The organism is Bacteroides celer, assembly GCF_002632415.2.
Classification (GTDB): domain Bacteria; phylum Bacteroidota; class Bacteroidia; order Bacteroidales; family Bacteroidaceae; genus Bacteroides.
This window is the reverse complement of sequence record NZ_CP178209.1, coordinates 1706543-1724084: the sequence shown is the minus strand read 5'-3', so window position 1 is coordinate 1724084 and position 17542 is coordinate 1706543. Positions and strand designations below refer to the sequence as shown.

The 17542-nt window shown below is 38.6% G+C and carries 10 protein-coding genes; 5 read left to right on the top strand and 5 right to left on the bottom strand.

The window, feature by feature from the left end; genetic code table 11:
- Positions 1-2: 2 nt before the first annotated feature.
- On the bottom strand, positions 3-3266 hold the full coding sequence (locus tag CJF29_RS06545; RefSeq protein ID WP_074557916.1) for a helicase-related protein: 3264 nt from the start codon (positions 3264-3266) through the stop codon (positions 3-5).
- Between the two features lie 265 nt (positions 3267-3531).
- Here CJF29_RS06545 and CJF29_RS06540 point away from each other — a divergent pair, with 265 nt between their 5' ends.
- Entirely contained in the window at positions 3532-3966 is a 435-nt protein-coding gene (locus tag CJF29_RS06540) for a DUF6078 family protein (protein ID WP_074557914.1), read from the top strand.
- A gap of 100 nt (positions 3967-4066) precedes the next feature.
- Here the strand turns inward: CJF29_RS06540 and CJF29_RS06535 are convergent, their stop codons facing one another.
- Positions 4067-6157, bottom strand: a complete 2091-nt coding sequence (locus CJF29_RS06535; protein ID WP_074557934.1) for a BT4734/BF3469 family protein — start codon at positions 6155-6157, stop codon at positions 4067-4069.
- A 951-nt stretch (positions 6158-7108) separates the two neighbouring features.
- Between CJF29_RS06535 and CJF29_RS06530 the strand changes: the two genes are divergently transcribed.
- From CJF29_RS06530 to CJF29_RS06520, 3 genes are read left to right on the top strand one after another with little or no spacing between them, the layout of a single operon-like run.
- Positions 7109-8398: an ATP-binding protein gene (locus tag CJF29_RS06530; protein ID WP_074557912.1), complete on the top strand. Its 1290-nt coding sequence runs from the start codon at positions 7109-7111 to the stop codon at positions 8396-8398.
- 37 nt (positions 8399-8435) lie between these two features.
- Positions 8436-11288 (top strand): TOTE conflict system archaeo-eukaryotic primase domain-containing protein, encoded by a 2853-nt coding sequence (locus CJF29_RS06525; protein WP_099146121.1) that lies wholly within the window; start codon positions 8436-8438, stop codon positions 11286-11288.
- Between the two features lie 12 nt (positions 11289-11300).
- The gene (locus CJF29_RS06520) at positions 11301-12248 is read left to right on the top strand and encodes a hypothetical protein (protein WP_074557909.1); all 948 of its coding nucleotides are present in this window, start codon (positions 11301-11303) and stop codon (positions 12246-12248) included.
- A gap of 133 nt (positions 12249-12381) precedes the next feature.
- Here the strand turns inward: CJF29_RS06520 and CJF29_RS06515 are convergent, their stop codons facing one another.
- The 3 genes from CJF29_RS06515 to CJF29_RS06505 form a co-directional block, all read right to left on the bottom strand.
- Entirely contained in the window at positions 12382-13284 is a 903-nt protein-coding gene (locus CJF29_RS06515) for a HEPN domain-containing protein (protein WP_074557932.1), read from the bottom strand.
- Positions 13285-13372: 88 nt separating this feature from the next.
- A complete protein-coding gene (locus CJF29_RS06510) occupies positions 13373-15148 on the bottom strand; it encodes an SWIM zinc finger family protein (RefSeq protein WP_099146120.1) in 1776 nt (591 codons plus the stop codon).
- Between the two features lie 86 nt (positions 15149-15234).
- Complete coding sequence (locus CJF29_RS06505) at positions 15235-16404, bottom strand: YecA family protein (protein ID WP_413544528.1); 1170 nt, start codon at positions 16402-16404, stop codon at positions 15235-15237.
- Between the two features lie 228 nt (positions 16405-16632).
- On the opposite strand from CJF29_RS06505, the gene bla reads away from it, so the two are divergent.
- On the top strand, positions 16633-17514 hold the full coding sequence (gene bla, locus CJF29_RS06500; protein ID WP_099146119.1) for a class A beta-lactamase, subclass A2: 882 nt from the start codon (positions 16633-16635) through the stop codon (positions 17512-17514).
- Positions 17515-17542: the final 28 nt, after the last annotated feature.

Genomic DNA, 17542 nt, shown 5'->3' with positions numbered 1-17542 from the left:
CACTATTTAATCACCAAAAAACAGATTAACTCAAAATCATCAAGCCCTGATATTTTATTTCGAAGCGCAGTAGTTTCACCTACCGAGAAAAGGCTCATAATATCCGATTCTTCTTTCACTTCAATAATGCTATGAATAGCTTCCTGCAACAAGTCAGAATAGTGACTCATCTCACGCCCGTCTTTCGTTTCTTTATTGAACACAGAACATAAAGCTTTATCTGGTTCATGTTTTCCCCGACAAGCTGCACGCATATTGTCAAGCATAGTTTTAGGAGACAAGTGATCACAAAGCACTTCTCCCTCATGGCTTATATAAACCATATAGAATGGATGAAGCAAATTCTGATTATTGATATTTACTCCATTGTTCCGGTTCTTCAGCACATAGATAACTCCCGGCTGCACAAAATCTGAACTTCCAACAACAGCACTCATCCCAAAAGGAGTATGAGCAATATCCGGATTATCCTTCATGTAAGCCAAAAGGTCTAGTCTGAACTCATTAAGTCCTAAATCCATGATATTGATACCCGTATCCATATCTTCAATATCAACGACTTCTTCTTGTAGACGCTTCAACTGCTCCTTCCGGTATTGCAAATCCCCTTTTTCTTCGTCAGAGAGAAGATTATCATCACCGGTGGCAGTCATAACAGTCACCTTCATGCGAGCCTCTACACGACCTTTCAACTTGATATAATCATCCAACTCTACATCAGGCCAGTAATTTACCAGTTGAATCACCTCATTCTTGGAGCCAATACGGTCTATACGTCCAAACCGCTGAATAATACGAACGGGATTCCAGTGTATATCATAGTTTATCAAATAATCGCAATCCTGCAGGTTCTGACCTTCCGATATACAATCTGTGGCAATAAGTACATCTATTTCAGTATTCGAACCGGGAAACAATACATCACGTTCCTTTGAACGAGGTGAAAAGAGTGTAAGAATAGTATTAAAGTCAGGCTTTAATTTTTTGATAGTACACATTCCGTCCACCGAACCTGTTACCATAGCAACATTCAAACCATATTCATAATGAATACGGTCAGCCAGTTCCGAATATAAATATTCAGCCGTATCAGAAAAAGCCGTGAAGATCAAGACCTTTTTATTTTTATCATTGATAGGATGACTGAACTTAGATTCCAAGTCTTCAATAAGTTGTTGCAACTTACTATCGTGACGAGGGGTAATATCTTGAAGCATCACCAATAGAAGATTAAGAATCTCATTATCCCATTCCAGATACTGCCGCCAAGATATAAAATCCATATCAGCTAAATCAATCCTCGTCTTTTTTCCGCCTACAAAGGTAGAACCGTAAAGTCCTTCTTCTTCAGCTACCATTGACGGATAATAATCGTCTACTTCCAAAGAGGTATGTCCATATCTGTCATGCGAGAAGTTATCTATCCTGTTTATCGTATTTTGGATAAGTTCCTGTATGCGTTGAATAGTCAAGCGAAATGAATTAACTGAACTTTCCAACCGTTTTAGCATATTGATTGCCATCAATTGACGAATACCTTTTTCACGCCCATGCATCGACAATCCACTTTCACTACCAGACTCATCCAAGTCTACATACTTACTCATTCTGCTTGCCAATATAAAATCAGAAGGAGTATATATAGCAAGATTCAATGCTTGCAACTGGGTATAAATTTCATTGTAATTGATAGCCGCACTCAAATCCGTTAAGCATGGACGGCGAGATATTGGTTTCAGACGGGTAGGAAATTTACCGATATCTGTAGTATCATAATAACGCTCAATATGTTTTCGACTACGGGCAATGGTCACTGAATCTAAAACCTCAAAAAAATCGAAGCTTAACATTCCCAACAACTTAGTCGTAGTACGTTCTGTCGGTTCGAGCTTCACCCATCTATTATAAGCCGTTTGTGCCTGACGGAATATATCATCAATGCTACTTTTGATATCCAATAAAGAATCAATCTTTTCAGCTTCACCCTCATAAGCCAACTGCAATTGATTCTTTAAGTCCTTGAAGCCATTGTTGACAGGAGTAGCTGAAAGCATAAGTACTTTTGTTTTCACTCCGGTACGAATCACCTGATTCAACAAACGTAAATAACGGTTTTCTCTGGGATTTTCATCTTCCTCGTCAGTTGTAATTTTGCCACCATTACGAAAATTGTGACTTTCGTCTATGACGATAAGGTCATAGTTTCCCCAATTGATATGAGAGAGGTCTAATCCATTAGACGTCCCGTATTCACGAGATAAGTCCGAATGAAATAAGATATCATAGCGTAACCTATCTGCTGCGATAGGATTATTCTTATAATTACTACGAAACGTAATCCAGTTATCATTCAGTTTTTTAGGGCACAGAACCAAAACGGATTTATTTCGGTTTTCATAATACTTAATCACAGAAAGTGCCGTGAAAGTCTTACCTAAACCAACGCTATCCGCCAAAATACAACCATTGTATTTCTCTAATTTATTGATGATAGCAAGAGCTGCATCTTTCTGAAAATTATATAGTTTGTTCCAAATCACACTATTTTTGAACCCTGTAGCTTCATTGGGCAATACATCTTCGGATATATCATCAAGAAACTCGCTGAAGATATTATAGAGTGTGATAAAGTATATGTAATCGGGTGAGTTTTCCTTATAAACCGTTTCAATATATTCCAAAATCCGGTCTGTTACATCTACAAACTTTTCGCTATTACTCCATTGTGCATTGAATATCTTCAGGTATTCTTCTGCAAAAGGCGACGGCGAGCTGTGTACCATAGAATAGACACTGTTCCCTCTATCCAAACCAAGTTCTGTTGTAGTGAACTCATTAAAAGGTGCATAAGAACGTGATTCAACATCAGACACTTGCAAGAAACCACCCATTACTTCCGATGAAGAATTAGATTTAAAACGGACTTTCTTACGTATCCAATCTGCACATTCTCTGGCTATGGCTTTTTGGGATAATTGATTCCGAAGTTTTATTTCAAAATCAGAACCATAAAGATTCCGCTCGCGATTTAGCTTAGGAATATAGAATTCGCGCTTCTCCTTTTCTGCTTTATCTTTAACAAAAGTAGGTGATGTGAAAATAAAACGCAACTCTTCTACATTCTCCAATTCTTTTTTTAATGCCTCAAAGGCATAAATAGAAAATGAAGCAGCAGCTATGGACACTTTCGATTTAGCAGACAATCTGACTCTTAGATCGTCTATCACACGTTCATTTATGTTATTTATCAGTTTGGGTAATTCCATGCTACTTAATACATAAAAAGAAAAAGTCAGGATATAAAATATCTACATGATGATTGCAAAGATAGGAAATTGTTATTTCAAATTGTTGTACATACTAATATTTTTTCAAAAGTTTCAAATCCGCAATGTCTGATTCTCCCTTTCATCTTAATGAGAATAAACAATCCCAAACGCTTCCCATTCCCAAAATAAAGCCCTACCTTTGTGAAGAATTCTGTTTGTCATATCTACAACAGTGTTTCACAAATAAAATAACCCCAATAAGATGAAAGAAGAACCCGACAGTCTGTCTGTCCCTTATAGTTTTGCCCGTTGCTTCAACGCTCAATGTCCACAAGCCCCCAAATGCCTGCGCCACATAGCTACACAACTTGATACAGCCGACAACCTATATATCACTATCATTAATCCGGCACGTTATCCTGCGGATGGGAATCAGTGCGAATGTTTCAAGACTGCTGTCAAAGTTCATGTGGCATGGGGACTAAAACGGTTACTTGACAGAATCCCTTATGAAGATGCGGTCAGTATCAGAATACAAATGGTCGGACACTATGGAAAAACGGGATATTATCGGTTCTATCGTGGAGAACGGGGGCTTATGCCTAAAGACCAAGCCTACATCAAACAGCTATTCCGTAATAAAGGAATAAAAGAAGAACCAACTTACCAACGTTACACAGAAGAATATATTTGGTGAGTTGCTGTCATCTGTCACAGATTAGGAGTTAATAGTTTAGTAATGAACCGATAAGACTGTGACAGCAAGAGGTGACGGCAGGGTGATGGCATTTTTGCCGTCACCTGGTTATTAGTCTTACAACATGATAGAGTGTACCGCTACGCGTATGTTTGGAAGGTATTTCTTGCTTTTTCAGTATTCTTCCGAAGGAATTAACCCTCTTGACAGACATCGGGATTGAACTGCCTTTTTGAATATCTTCCATAATCTCCGCTGGAGACAACCACTCCCCTTCTTCAGGCTGTGCGGCACGAAAATAACGGAAGAAAAGTTGCTCTTCCGGCGGGACTTGTTCAAATTCACGGTTGTTTTCCACCATGATCTTTTCTTCCTCCTGGTCGAACCAGTAACGTTCGCCATGTTCCAATTCGTACATAGCTTGTGCGTAAAGCTGCTCATAGTCTATCGGACGGTTGGTGTCAATCACTCCGGTCACTTCGATACAAATAAAACGACGACTGCCGGAAGGGTCGGTCAACAAATCTTTCTGGTTACTTGTAGCTATGAATGAGGCGTACCGACGCATTTCAAGCACGGCACTGCCATGAGGTTTCTTCACATTCAGTACAGGCTTTTGCAGAATATGTTTCAGAAAGCCTTGTTGTGTCGAACTCACCTGGTCAAATTCATCGATATTGATAAGCGCAAAACGATTGAGGTAAAGTTCGGCATCTTTCTTTCGGGAGAAATCAATGCTGTCAGTATAGTAGGAACGCTCGGAAGGAGGCATTATGCTCCGGCAAAAGGTAGATTTACGTGTCCCTTGCGGTCCGACAAGTAAGGGCGAAACACTGTTCGCATACTTTTTATCGCTTCCTTTCCAATGAGAAACCATATTGAGGAACCAACGGTGGAACAAATCCATCCAATACGGATTCTTACAAGGAACGGTGGCTGCCAATGCACGAATACGGTCTTTACCGTCCCAAGCAGGAAGCCGGTAGAGAAAATCTTCCAACGGGTTGAATACAGGGACGCGGTTGGAGTAAATATAACGGCTAATATCCCTGTCCCACAAGGGGATACCTTCCATCTGCGCATCCAAAGCAATGCTGTTCAGCACACGTTTATCGAGAGGATTGAAACGGAAACGAAAAGAAAGCCTTTCACGATATTCTACCTCACCAATTTGGGTATTATGGCGGAATTCATAGCGGCGTTTCATGAATTCTTCAGTCTGCAAGGCGAGTTGCTGCTCTTTGCTTAGGCTGATATTCTTGCCGAAGCCTTTGCACTCGGTATATATATTGCCAATCATTTGCCGGATAAGTTCTTCCTGTTTATACAGATAGAAGTGGAAAACAGTACGTCTCACGACTTCTTCTTGCGGAAGTCCCGAAGCAAAACAGTTTTTAGCCAGTTGGACGACTAAAGGATGCCATGTGTCTTCGCTCAATTCGAGTCCCGCTTCCCGGAGATCGGCATACGCTTTCCGAAAAGCGGCTTCGAAAAGCATCAGGAAGGCATTTTCCGCATCATATCCCGGTACGGCACGGGTCAATGGAGATTTCTCCGCCTGAACCGCTTCACGGAAAGTGGTTTCTTCGGGCATTGATGATGGTTGAGAGAGATAAAATTGGACTGAATTCGGACGATATATGATGTCCGGATCGTGGGATAATCGCGAATATTGTTCCAAAGTCGGTTCTTTGGGAAGTATATCGAACGGGATTTGGGGCTGATAACATTTCACAGCCAGTCGATAGGCGTGGGCGTGGAATAGTTCCGCTTCTTCCCGTGTTTTGGGAAGGGAGTTGTCCGGTCGGGTAAAGGTAGTCCATATTTTCACGGTTTTGCCACTTGAACCCATAAAAACACAACGGGTTTGTGGTTGCTCACAGGCTTTTTGTTTCACTAAAGCGATTTCCGACTTATTGGATAAAGGGCCAATGGTCAGTTCTACAATACCGTTGTAGTTTTTCATCTGTTTCTGGCCGTTTACTTTACGGAATTCAGCGGCAGGAATTATCTTGGGCAGTTTATCGGCAAACATACACCGTTCATCGGAAAGGGTATATCGCAGATGTTCTCTGAATGTAGAAACAGGACGGGATTTTATTTCTGTCTTTATCTTATTTACCAGTATATCAAGATCCATTACGCTAAGCGCTATCGTATCTTCGTTCTTACGAATTTGAGTAATTTTCATTAATTTGATAATAACTTGTTTTGTCAGCGTCTTTGTGATCGTTGAGACTGCTAAATTACTCATATTATCCGGGACCGACAAGAAAAACAATATTTTAATATAGAAAATTATTGATATATTAAGTACCTATTTAGCCGAAAGAAACGGGATCGTTATCACTCAATTACGGTTCAAGTTAGTTTTCTCTGCTTGAAACTAAAGTTCCAGCTAGGAGAAACTAGAGTTTCATCGGCAAGAAACCAATGGTTTCAAGTAATTGGAACTAGAGTTTCAAGCTTATGAAACTAAAGTTTCAAACCGCAGAACCAACAGTTTCACGCCTTGAAACCGTTAGTTTAAAGGCAGGGCACAATTCATAAGTACGGGGATAATAAATTGAACGACTTATCTCTTTCTATAGCTGATACTATCAAATTCCAAACAGTATCTTTGATCTCTTTTTGGGGGGTGACAGCATTATTGCTATCACACTGCTGTCACCTTGTGCTGTCACGCTATTAAGTTCTTATACTCTGCAAGTTAGATTATAATCCGTGACAGATGACAGATATATTTTGTTTTTTATTTCATAGAGTTGCGTAAACTGAATTCAATTCATAAATGCGACACCTCTTTATTTCACTGAAGGCAACTATTCCACCCCGTATCATATTCCGCGATTTTCCCCTTGCATAACCTCTGATACACATTATTCACTACGAAAAATTCAACTTGCTAGTTATCAGAAAAATAATCCATTCTTTCGTTCCATGTTTTCTTGCGTTCTTTTGCCAGAATTCAGACTACAAAAACAAAGAAAATTTGGTAGAAAAGTAATAGTCTTTTTGATATTCGGTAGGATTTACGTATTTAGCAGCAAAATATTCGGTAAGAAAAATGTGATTCAAGAGTAAAAGTTCGGTAGGAAAAGTGTATATTTGTACTAGACATCAAATTTAATAATAGACTACCATGTATAGAAACATTATAGAGCAGCTCAAGGAATGGAAGAACAAGGAAGGTAGAAAGCCCCTTATCTTATCAGGTGCACGTCAGGTTGGCAAAACCTATATTCTTAAAAGATTCGGAGAACAAGAATTTGCTAATGTAGCTTATATCAATTGCGATGATAATGAATTGGCAAAGAATCTGTTTATGCAAGATTATAATATACAACGTATCATCCTTGCAATAGGTGCCATCACAGAGCAAAGCATAGAAGCCGGTAAAACATTGATTATCCTTGATGAAATCCAAGAATCGCCACGCGGATTGTCAGTTTTGAAATATTTCTGCGAAAATGCCCCCCAATATCATGTGGCGGTTGCAGGGTCGTTATTGGGTATTACTATGCATAGAGGTGAATCGTTCCCTGTTGGGAAGGTCGATATTCTGCATATCTACCCCATGACATTCGATGAATTCCTATTAGCAAAAGGCAAAAAACAAATGGTTGATATTCTTCGTTCCAAGGATTGGATAACGATAAAACTACTTAAAAACGAATACGTCAAGGCGTTGCGCGAATACTATTTTGTAGGGGGTATGCCCGAATCAGTCATGAAATTCATTGAAACCAATGATGCCATTAAGGTGAGAGAAGTCCAAAACAATATTCTTTACACTTACCAAAAAGATATATCGAAGCACGTGCCTACTTCGGAATCCAATCGTATCAATATGGTGTGGCAATCCATGCCTTCACAATTAGTGAAAGAAAATAAGAAATTCATCTATGGTGTGACAAAACCGGGAGGTAGAGCTAAAGATTTTGAAATAGCTATCCAATGGCTGATGGATGCCGGTTTGGTCTATAAGGCAGAAAGGGTGAACGAAGCTAAGATGCCCTTAAAATTCTATGTGGATATTTCCGGTTTCAAACTTTTCCTTTTAGATTGTGGCTTGTTGGGAGCCATGAGCGAAACCCCACCGGAAAAGCTATTAGTAGCTGAAAACGGCATGGAGGAATCAAAGGGAGCCTTTACGGAGAATTATGTGATGAGCCAATTAGTAGCGACACGCGATACTTCTGTTTTCTATTATAGTAACGATGCGAAATTAGAGATAGATTTTCTGATTCAACATGGTGGTGAAATCGTTCCGATAGAGGCAAAGGCAGAAGAGAATCTCCGTGCCAAATCACTTTCCACCTTTGTGGCTTCTCGTCCAGGTATGCACGGATTGCGTTTCTCCATGTCGGATTATCGAGAGCAGGACTGGATGACAAATGTTCCGCTTTATGCTATATCGACTTATTTCTAAGTTCAGCAGAAAATATGATTGCAAGATTTTATCTACCATGAAGAAGAACCCGACATACGAAGAACTTTTTGAAGACAATATACGGCTCCAAGAGGAAAACAAAGTCTTAAAAGATGAAATCAAACATCTAAAGATGCAACTACATATAGAGGATAAGCCACAAAAAAGTATTGTAACCACTCATTTGTCTTTGGAAGAAAAGGTCGCATTGTTTAGAGAGTTATTCCATGGTCGGAAAGATATTTTTGCAAGAAGATGGTATAGCAAGAATAGTGGAAAATCTGGTTACCAACCTGTATGTTTGAATGAATGGGACAGACAATTATGTGATAAAAGGAAATATAAATGTACCGAATGTCCTAATCGCCATTTTAAGGAGTTGAGTTATGAAGATGTTTATAGACATCTTGAGGGTAAGGATATTGATGGTTGCGATGTAATCGGAGTATATGCTATCCTCCCGGACAACAAATGTAACTTCCTTTGTGCCGACTTTGATGATAAATCATGCGAGCATGGCTATCAAAATGATGTATTATCCTATATAAATGTTTGTAAGGAATGGAAGATTCCACATGCCATTGAACGTTCACGCTCGGGAAACGGTGCACATGTCTGGATATTCTTTGAAACATCTTTGGAAGCAAGTAAGGCGAGGAAATTAGGCAATACCATATTAACAGAAGCTATGGAAAGAAATGGACGGATGACCTTCAAGTCATACGACCGGTTCTTCCCAAATCAAGACAGATTACCAGAAGGTGGTTTCGGAAATTTGGTCGCATTGCCCCTACAAGGCAAAGCTCGAAAGGAAGGGAACAGTGTATTCGTCGACGAAAACTTTATGCCATATGAAGACCAATGGACGTATTTGGTGGGTGTGCAAAAAGTTTCAGAAATATTGGTTGATAGAATTTTATTGAAGCATGGAATAACATCAGAACTTGGAGATTTGTCAACTACAAGCGAAGCCAAACCTTGGGAAACACCATCGGCACAAAAGATAGCAAAAGAAGATTTCCCCAAGGAACTACTTCTCATAAAATCCAATATGCTTTATATTCCTTTGGAAGATCTTTCTGCAAAGGCGATTAATCACTTAAAACGCATTGCCTCTTTCAAAAATCCAGAATTCTATGCAAAATTGGGAATGAGGTTATCTACATATAATGTACCTCGCATTATTTCATGTGCAGAGCCATCGGGTAAATACATCGCCTTACCTCGTGGATGTGAGGATGCTATTACTAATTTGTTGGATGAAAACCATGTTTCTTATCGCATGAACGATCAAACGGAATTTGGCACCCCAATCTCTGTTCAATTCAAAGGGGAGTTACGTGAAGAACAGGTTGCAGCTATAAAAAATTTGATACCACACAACAATGGCGTATTATATGGAACTACAGCATTTGGAAAAACCGTAGCGGCTATCGGATTGATAGTGGAGCGCAAAGTAAACACACTTATTCTTGTACATACCAAAGCCCTGCTCGAGCAATGGAAAACCCGATTGGAAGAATACTTGATGATAGATTACAAACAAGAAGATACACCACACAAACGTGGACGCAAAAAAGTATTTTCTCCTTTTGGGACCTTGGATTCCAAAGGAAACAATTTACATAGTATGGTAGATATTGCCCTGATGCAATCCTGTTTTGAAGAAAATGATATAAAACCCTTTATCCGAAATTACGGCATGGTGATAGTGGACGAGTGTCACCATGTTTCAGCGGTAAATTTCGAACGGATATTGAAGTACTCAAACGCCCGTTATGTATATGGACTGACGGCAACGCCCATTCGCAAAGACGGACATCAACCTATTATCTTTATGCAATGTGGTCCTATCCGTTATTCTGCTGATGCAAAAACACAGATGGCTTCGCAAACATTCGAACGGTTGCTTATACCTCGTTTTACAAATTATCGGGAATTGACGGATGATAAGAAAACATATACTCAAACCATACAAGGAATGAGTAATGACATCTGTCGGAACACACGCATCATAGATGATGTATGTAAAGCATTACAAGATGGACGTTCTCCTATTATTTTGATAAATCTGACCTCTCATGTGGAAATATTAGCAACCATGCTTACTTCAAAATGCAAGAATGTAATAACGCTTGTCGGCTCAGAATCAGTAAAAGAAAAACGCTTGAAAATGGAACGTTTACAAAATATTCCAAGAACAGAACTTCTTGCAATCGTTGCTACAGGCAAGTATGTGGGAGAAGGCTTCGACTATCCTCGTCTTGATACGCTATTTCTCGCCTTGCCCGTTTCGTGGAAAGGCATCGTAGCACAATATGCAGGTCGTTTGCACCGTGAGTATCCAGGCAAGAAAGATGTTATTATTTATGATTACATTGACATTCATCTGTCCTTATGTGACACCATGTATAAACGGAGATTGAAAGGATATGCAGCGGTTGGCTATAAATTGAGTACAATTAATCCGACAAATCTTTTCCACGATTCTCCAGATATCATATTTAATGGAATGAATTTCTTAAAGCCATTTCTTTCCGACCTATCATGTACTCGTAAATCGGTAGTAATATCCTCTTCCAAATTGTGGTTTAGCATACGGACTCCCACGCTTGATATGCTACAAAAACTTACCTTACGAGGCGTTCAAATTATAGTATTCGTAAAATGCCATTCAGAAAAGGATGAATTATTGAAAAGGATTGGGGTTAAAGTAATTGCCAAAGAGAATTTGTCCTTACATATTACAGTTATTGATAAATCATTAATATGGTATGGAAGTGTGAATTACCTCGGTTATAATACGGAAGAGGATAATGCGATAAGGATTTCAGAGAGTGTGATTGCGGAGGAAATGTTAGAGTTGTTGTATAATAATAAAAAATTATAGTAAGTAGCAAATATGAAAAAAGAGTATGTCTTTTCTTGGGCTGAAAATACCGAGGGGAAAATGGTACATGTTGATAGTGTATCAAGAGGTTTACGTTGTGAATGTACTTGCCCGAATTGCCATGAAAAATTACTTGCCAGACATGGTGATGAAAGAGAACATGGATTTGCCCATCATAGTGATACCCGAGGAGCCCGTCTTGAAATATGTTACATGGTTATATTGTATAAATTGGCAGAGCAAATTATACAAACAAAGAAGCGGATTCATGCGCCGTCTTATTATGGTATATATAAGGAGGAGGATATTGAATTTGTTGATGTAAAAATCGATAGTCGTTTTGAGCGCGAAGACAAACAACCCGATGTGATTGCCACAACCCATGATAATAAACAATACCTGATAGAGTTCGTATTTAATTATAAAGTGCAACATAAGCAAGATATAGACTATCATAATCTGACTTGTCTTGAAGTTGATCTTTCCAATCAGACTTTAGAAACATTAGAGCAATTTCTTCTATCATCAAATGCGGATAGAAGATGGATTAACAATGAAGTCTATTTTAACGAAATAGAATCGATTTATCGGAGTAGAGGAAAATCTGTCAAGGTAGCATCTGAAACAGATTGCCAACAATGTAATTTGAGATATTCGTGTTGTGCAGTAAAGGAAACCCCTACCTCATCAACTCCCATACTCATTGAAAATAATGGGCAAAAGTATAGACTTTGTAAAACGGAACTTCGTGAGCAAAAAGAGCATCGTCAATCTATTCAAACAGAACAAATTGAGATTGAAGATAATACCCTGAAAAAAACTTGTTTTAATTGCGAGTATAATCTTAGTTGGGCTAATAAAAATGGATTAGCTAATTGCGGCCTACAACGTCCCAATATCCCTAAACGGCCTACTCCTGATTATGCAATATCTTGTCCTATGTTTAAACGGAAACGATGATAGATTACTCTTTCAAGTCCCTTCGATGCCCTTAAGCCAGCATAATGGAGATAAAAAAGATAATCATATAAAGAATTTTGCCTTCATCTATCGTGATGATGATTGGCATTTTGTATCGACATATGACCTGCTTTCAAACTATAGTATCAACAGATTCCGTCATTGTATCATATTCCGCAATTTTCTCCTTACACAAGCGTTCAGTAACATCTCGCAGAATATCAACACGGGAAATAAGGTATTCCAATTGTTCTTGTGAGATACCGAAATCTTTGTTATAGCGGGATTCAATATAAGAACGGCATAACAAATCAAAACATTCTTTTTCTGAACCTGTATTTTGAGGAAAGACTGTTGTCAATTCCTGTGAGAAACGCTTCACCATCCCACCAAGTTCTTTAACCTTATGAGTCTTTGGAAGATAGTTCGTAAAGACCATCAGAATAGTATAGTATAATTTTTCACAAGTTTGATGAAGCAAAAAAGCGGATAAGTTATAATCTTCTTTGGACAAACATATTTTCACTAAGTCAAAAAAATTACACGCATAAGGATATAATCTATCAAATTCTTTTTGTGCAATATCCCGAATCTCCTTAAAACTCAACTTCCGTGGTTTAGCCAATTCGTGTTTGCCGCTATTATAAAGCATAATACCCTCCTTTACTATATCCGTAAAGAAATACTGGCTGACTTCCAGATTACGGTTTACGGTATTAATATGTTCTACAACAAATTGTGGAAAAGCATGACGACGACCAGCAAACAAATCATGATATTGATTCGTAATACGGTGCAATTTTCTTTCCACATATTTAGTCTGTCCGGTCACGACGACAAGAATATCGTAATCACTCTGATAGGAAGTATGAACACCAAATTCGATATTACTGTCCCATAAAACATAGTTTCCCCTTGCATAACTTCCGAACAGGATAACCATCTGACAATTTTCGATGCTTTTACGCACTAAATCCAGCAAGACTGTCAATTCTTCCTGTGTACGTTTGGGTAAACGTTTTATAGACTTTTTCATAATCAAGCTTATTTGATAACCTTACAAAGGTACGAACTTTGCTATCTCCAAACAACAGAGATACAGAAAAACTTATAATAAAGTATTTTTAAAACCTCGACAATACTTCCATCATTGCCGGACGACGTTTATATTTTATCCGGAACTCTGCAACCAACCTTTTCACTGCTGCCTGCCCCTCATTAAGTTTCTTTGCACACAACAACGCTTGTGCTATATATTCATAATGAGTCCGTCCCATATTCTGTTCTGCGTAATCATTCAACAAAGAAGTATATATAGCAATCAATTGCTCCGAATGAGTGTCTTTCAGATAATAAGAATACTTCATCAATGCTTCCAGTTGATGATACCTGGTTGATGATAGCAATTTGAACAAACGCTCATTATCCCTTTCTTTCACATAAATTTCAGCCTCATCATTCGCGCCAAAAGAAAAATATTCACTAAAATGAGTATCTTCCATCATTGCATCCAGAAAGCTCTTCCATTCTTCTTTCGGAACAAGAGTTTTAAGTTTCCTATAATATTCTAACTTATCCCTACCTGACACAAACAATAAACGACATGTATCGATGACATCGGAAGTTCGATGAGTCATCTCGTAAATCATCAATTTAGTTTTCAACCATTCATCTATGGTTCCGATATGTTCTTCTTTTTCCGCAATCTCTATTCCTTCATTCAGCAAACGGATAGCTTCATCATATTGACAACAGGCAATCAATTTATCTACTTCCATTTTTCGAATTTCAGTTAAATAAAGGTATTGACGAATCGTATCAGCCGCTTTTTGCTCTTCATGCAATTCGGTTAACAGATTGACTTTCCGAAGAACGATTTGATATAAGTCGTAAGTATCTTTTCTTTCTTCCAGGAGTTTGTCAATCAATTCCAATGCTTTTTCTGCCGGTTGAATGGAAAGATTTATTTGCATCAGCAATTCGTCTATATCATAAAGGTCATAATCACGATAAATAGATATTTTAGCAATCTGCCCCAGTTCCTGAAGAATTTCTGTCTTTTGCTTTTGAGTAATTTTAGGATGCTCGATTACTTTTACCAACAAATCTCCTGCCTGTTCACAATAATCAGAAGGGCAGAGATCATCATTATACAAAAGTTCATCATCATAATTTTCACCGATTGAACGAAGCGTTTGAAGAGCTATAGCGACAGTGCTTTCTATGTTTCCCAATTTCAGAAAGAAATCCGCTTTCTCCAAGAAAAGATCCATCTGATTGAAAACAGCTTCCCAATCACACTCAAAATCATCGTAGCGATTGCGATAACGAGACTTTTTACTATAATTGGAGCTATCAAACACTTTTTGAATCTCTGCTTTATAATTCTTGTCCCTTGACGTTACAGACAACTCTTTAGCTATAAAACGATTCAAAAGGGCTGTTTTAAACTCCGGATGCATAGAGGCATATTCATATATAAATTGTGAAAGTTCTTGTGGTTTAACGAATGACAATAATTGTCCTATTTCCACATAGGGCTGACAAGCCTTGACCGCTTCTTTGGTCTCCTCTAAAACAACGGCTTCCTCTACCTTTGCTTTCATCTTGGAAAAGGCACTGCGACTCACCTTTTTCTCATTATCACGAATTGCCAGTAAGGTGGCTACTACATGTTTACAAATTTCCCCATCATACGGACAATCACAGTACCAAGTCTCTATTTCTTTTCCGTCCATAGATATCTCTACGTTATAATTCACCGTACCCTCTACTGTCGCAGTCCATTCACCGGGCGAATCTTCTTCCAATTCAGAAACAGCCCCTGTTTCATAATACTCTTCTCCGCGCACTAATATTCTATATGGCACACAGCTCTCAAAATTATCTAATGTAATCATAATGAATATTTTACTCTTTTATATAACCTTCTTATTTGTGCCCCCTTCTGTATTTATGTTACATATTTGTCACAATTTTCTTCCTCTTAATTATTTCTTCCACAACACTTTTTATACTTCTTCCCGCTTCCACAGGGACAAGGATCGTTCCTTCCGACCGTGTGTCCGGAAGGCATACCACGAAACAAATTGTCTATCCTTGCCTGCATTTCCGGAGTAATGTCCATACCGGCAGCCTTCATATTCGGACCTGCAACAATACGGGGAGGATTATTCTTCAATTTTTCTTTTTCAAATAAAACGAATGCTTCATCCGAAGAATAGCCTTTCAGAAACCAACGGGGACAATGATTCACATAATCCATAAATAGTTCAATAGCCTCTTGCAGCTCCTGCATGGAAGAAAGTTTATGGCTAATCATTGAAGTAATAATAGACATTGAATTTTCTTCCGTTTGAGCAGTAAGCCACAAATATGCCAAACTGCTATCCGCTTTTTCCTCCGTATATCCCAGTTTCTTCATCATATATACCTTCAATTCATCCCAACACGGATTAGGAATAACGACTAACGGCATCATTCCTGCCGCAAAAGCTTCTTCTTTGGAAAACTTCTTCCTATTTGTTATTTCACGACGAGCATACATTTTTTCTTCCAAATCATCTAAATCGTCCAAAAATGGAGACTGTATACAAATAGTAGAGTTATAACCATCCACCGCCTCAAAGGTTAGCCGCTGTATCAATGCCGAATTAGCCAAACTATCGGCTATTTCTCTTTTCGTCACCGAATCCTGCAAATAGTCAACCAGCATACTTAACAGATCGAAATAAGACAGATAACCATATAAATTTATGATTCCATAAGCATACTGCTCTACCATAAAACGGATTGCCTGCTTTTCCGAAGTCAAATAATTATTTAAATAAGGAGCTACGGCTTCACGCAATTCATCACAAATCATGTAGCGGACTTTACTTTCTTCCAAGTGACAAGTATCCGTCGCTACGAAAGACAGAATTTCCAACGTACTCACCATAAATGAATTTGTAGTTTCTACATACGTATCAGTTCCCGCTTTCACCAACTTATCAAGCAAAGTCAGCTCATACTGTGTCAATCGGGGAAGCCACATGTCGGGGCAAGCCAAAACTGCTTCTGCTAAAAATTCCGCATATTCATCTTTACGCAGTTTTGTGGGAACAGATAAAAGCAAAATTTTCGCCACCTGCTTTAACTCCTCTTTTGTGTTCATTTTCAAGCCATCTACTAATTTTACCGATGATTGAAATAATTCCGACTGACATCTTATCATAACACTTACTCATTAATTGATTCATTCACAAAAGTAGGAATTTCTTATCTGACATCACTATTTTTGAATGAGAATTTGCAAAGGCAATTACTATTTATACCTTTGTGACTTCAACAGAGAATATGATTTCAATAGAGAATTAGTAACCCGTTAAAAGAGAAATTGATTATGCGTTCATTCATAGTATTTCTTTGTTTAGTCCCCACCCTCCTGTTTGCCCGACAAACTCAACTTGAGACACAGTTGAAAGAAGCCATCAAGGGAAAGAAGGCCGAAATAGGAATAGCCGTCATCATTGATGGGAAAGATACGATAACTGTCAATAATGATATTCACTATCCACTGATGAGCGTATTCAAGTTTCATCAGGCATTAGCATTGGCAGATTATATGGGAAAACAGAAGCAATCGCTGGAAACCCGGTTACCCATTAAAAAATCGGATTTAAAGCCGGATACTTACAGTCCGCTACGAGATAAATATCCGCAGGGCGGAATTGAAATGAGTATTGCCGACCTGCTAAAATATACACTCCAACAGAGTGACAACAATGCCTGCGATATTCTTTTTGATTATCAGGGAGGTCCGAATGCCGTAAACAAGTATATCCATTCACTGGGAATTCGGGAATGTGCCATTGCCGGTACGGAAACTGCCATGCACGAAGACTTGAACCTATGTTATGAAAATTGGACTACTCCGTTAGCCGCAGCCGAATTAGTGGAAATATTCCGTAAGAAGCCATTGTTTCCCAAAGTGTACAAAGACTTCATATTTCAAACAATGGTGGAGTGTCAAACCGGACAAGACCGTCTGGTTGCTCCGTTGCTCGACAAAAAAGTAACCGTCGGTCATAAAACCGGAACGGGAGATCTTAATGCGAAAGGACAACAAATCGGTTGTAATGACATCGGTTTCGTTCTTTTGCCCGGTGGACGTACTTATAGTATAGCTGTCTTCGTGAAGGATTCTGAAGAAAATAATCAGGCGAACAGTAAAATTATCGCTGATATTTCCCGTATCGTTTACGAATATGTAATGCAGCATTAAGATGGAGACAAAGTACGTTCGGTACGAA

Excerpts from the sequence above, each read along its gene's own strand:
- CJF29_RS06525 (WP_099146121.1), top strand. The coding sequence starts at position 8,436 with ATGAAGAAGAACCCGACATACGAAGAACTTTTTGAAGACAATATACGG.
- CJF29_RS06530 (WP_074557912.1), top strand. The coding sequence starts at position 7,109 with ATGTATAGAAACATTATAGAGCAGCTCAAGGAATGGAAGAACAAGGAA.
- CJF29_RS06505 (WP_413544528.1), bottom strand. The coding sequence starts at position 16,404 with ATGAACACAAAAGAGGAGTTAAAGCAGGTGGCGAAAATTTTGCTTTTA.
- CJF29_RS06510 (WP_099146120.1), bottom strand. The coding sequence starts at position 15,148 with ATGATTACATTAGATAATTTTGAGAGCTGTGTGCCATATAGAATATTA.
- CJF29_RS06515 (WP_074557932.1), bottom strand. The coding sequence starts at position 13,284 with ATGAAAAAGTCTATAAAACGTTTACCCAAACGTACACAGGAAGAATTG.
- CJF29_RS06535 (WP_074557934.1), bottom strand. The coding sequence starts at position 6,157 with ATGAAAATTACTCAAATTCGTAAGAACGAAGATACGATAGCGCTTAGC.
- bla (WP_099146119.1), top strand. The coding sequence starts at position 16,633 with ATGCGTTCATTCATAGTATTTCTTTGTTTAGTCCCCACCCTCCTGTTT.
- CJF29_RS06520 (WP_074557909.1), top strand. The coding sequence starts at position 11,301 with ATGAAAAAAGAGTATGTCTTTTCTTGGGCTGAAAATACCGAGGGGAAA.
- CJF29_RS06540 (WP_074557914.1), top strand. The coding sequence starts at position 3,532 with ATGAAAGAAGAACCCGACAGTCTGTCTGTCCCTTATAGTTTTGCCCGT.
- CJF29_RS06545 (WP_074557916.1), bottom strand. The coding sequence starts at position 3,266 with ATGGAATTACCCAAACTGATAAATAACATAAATGAACGTGTGATAGAC.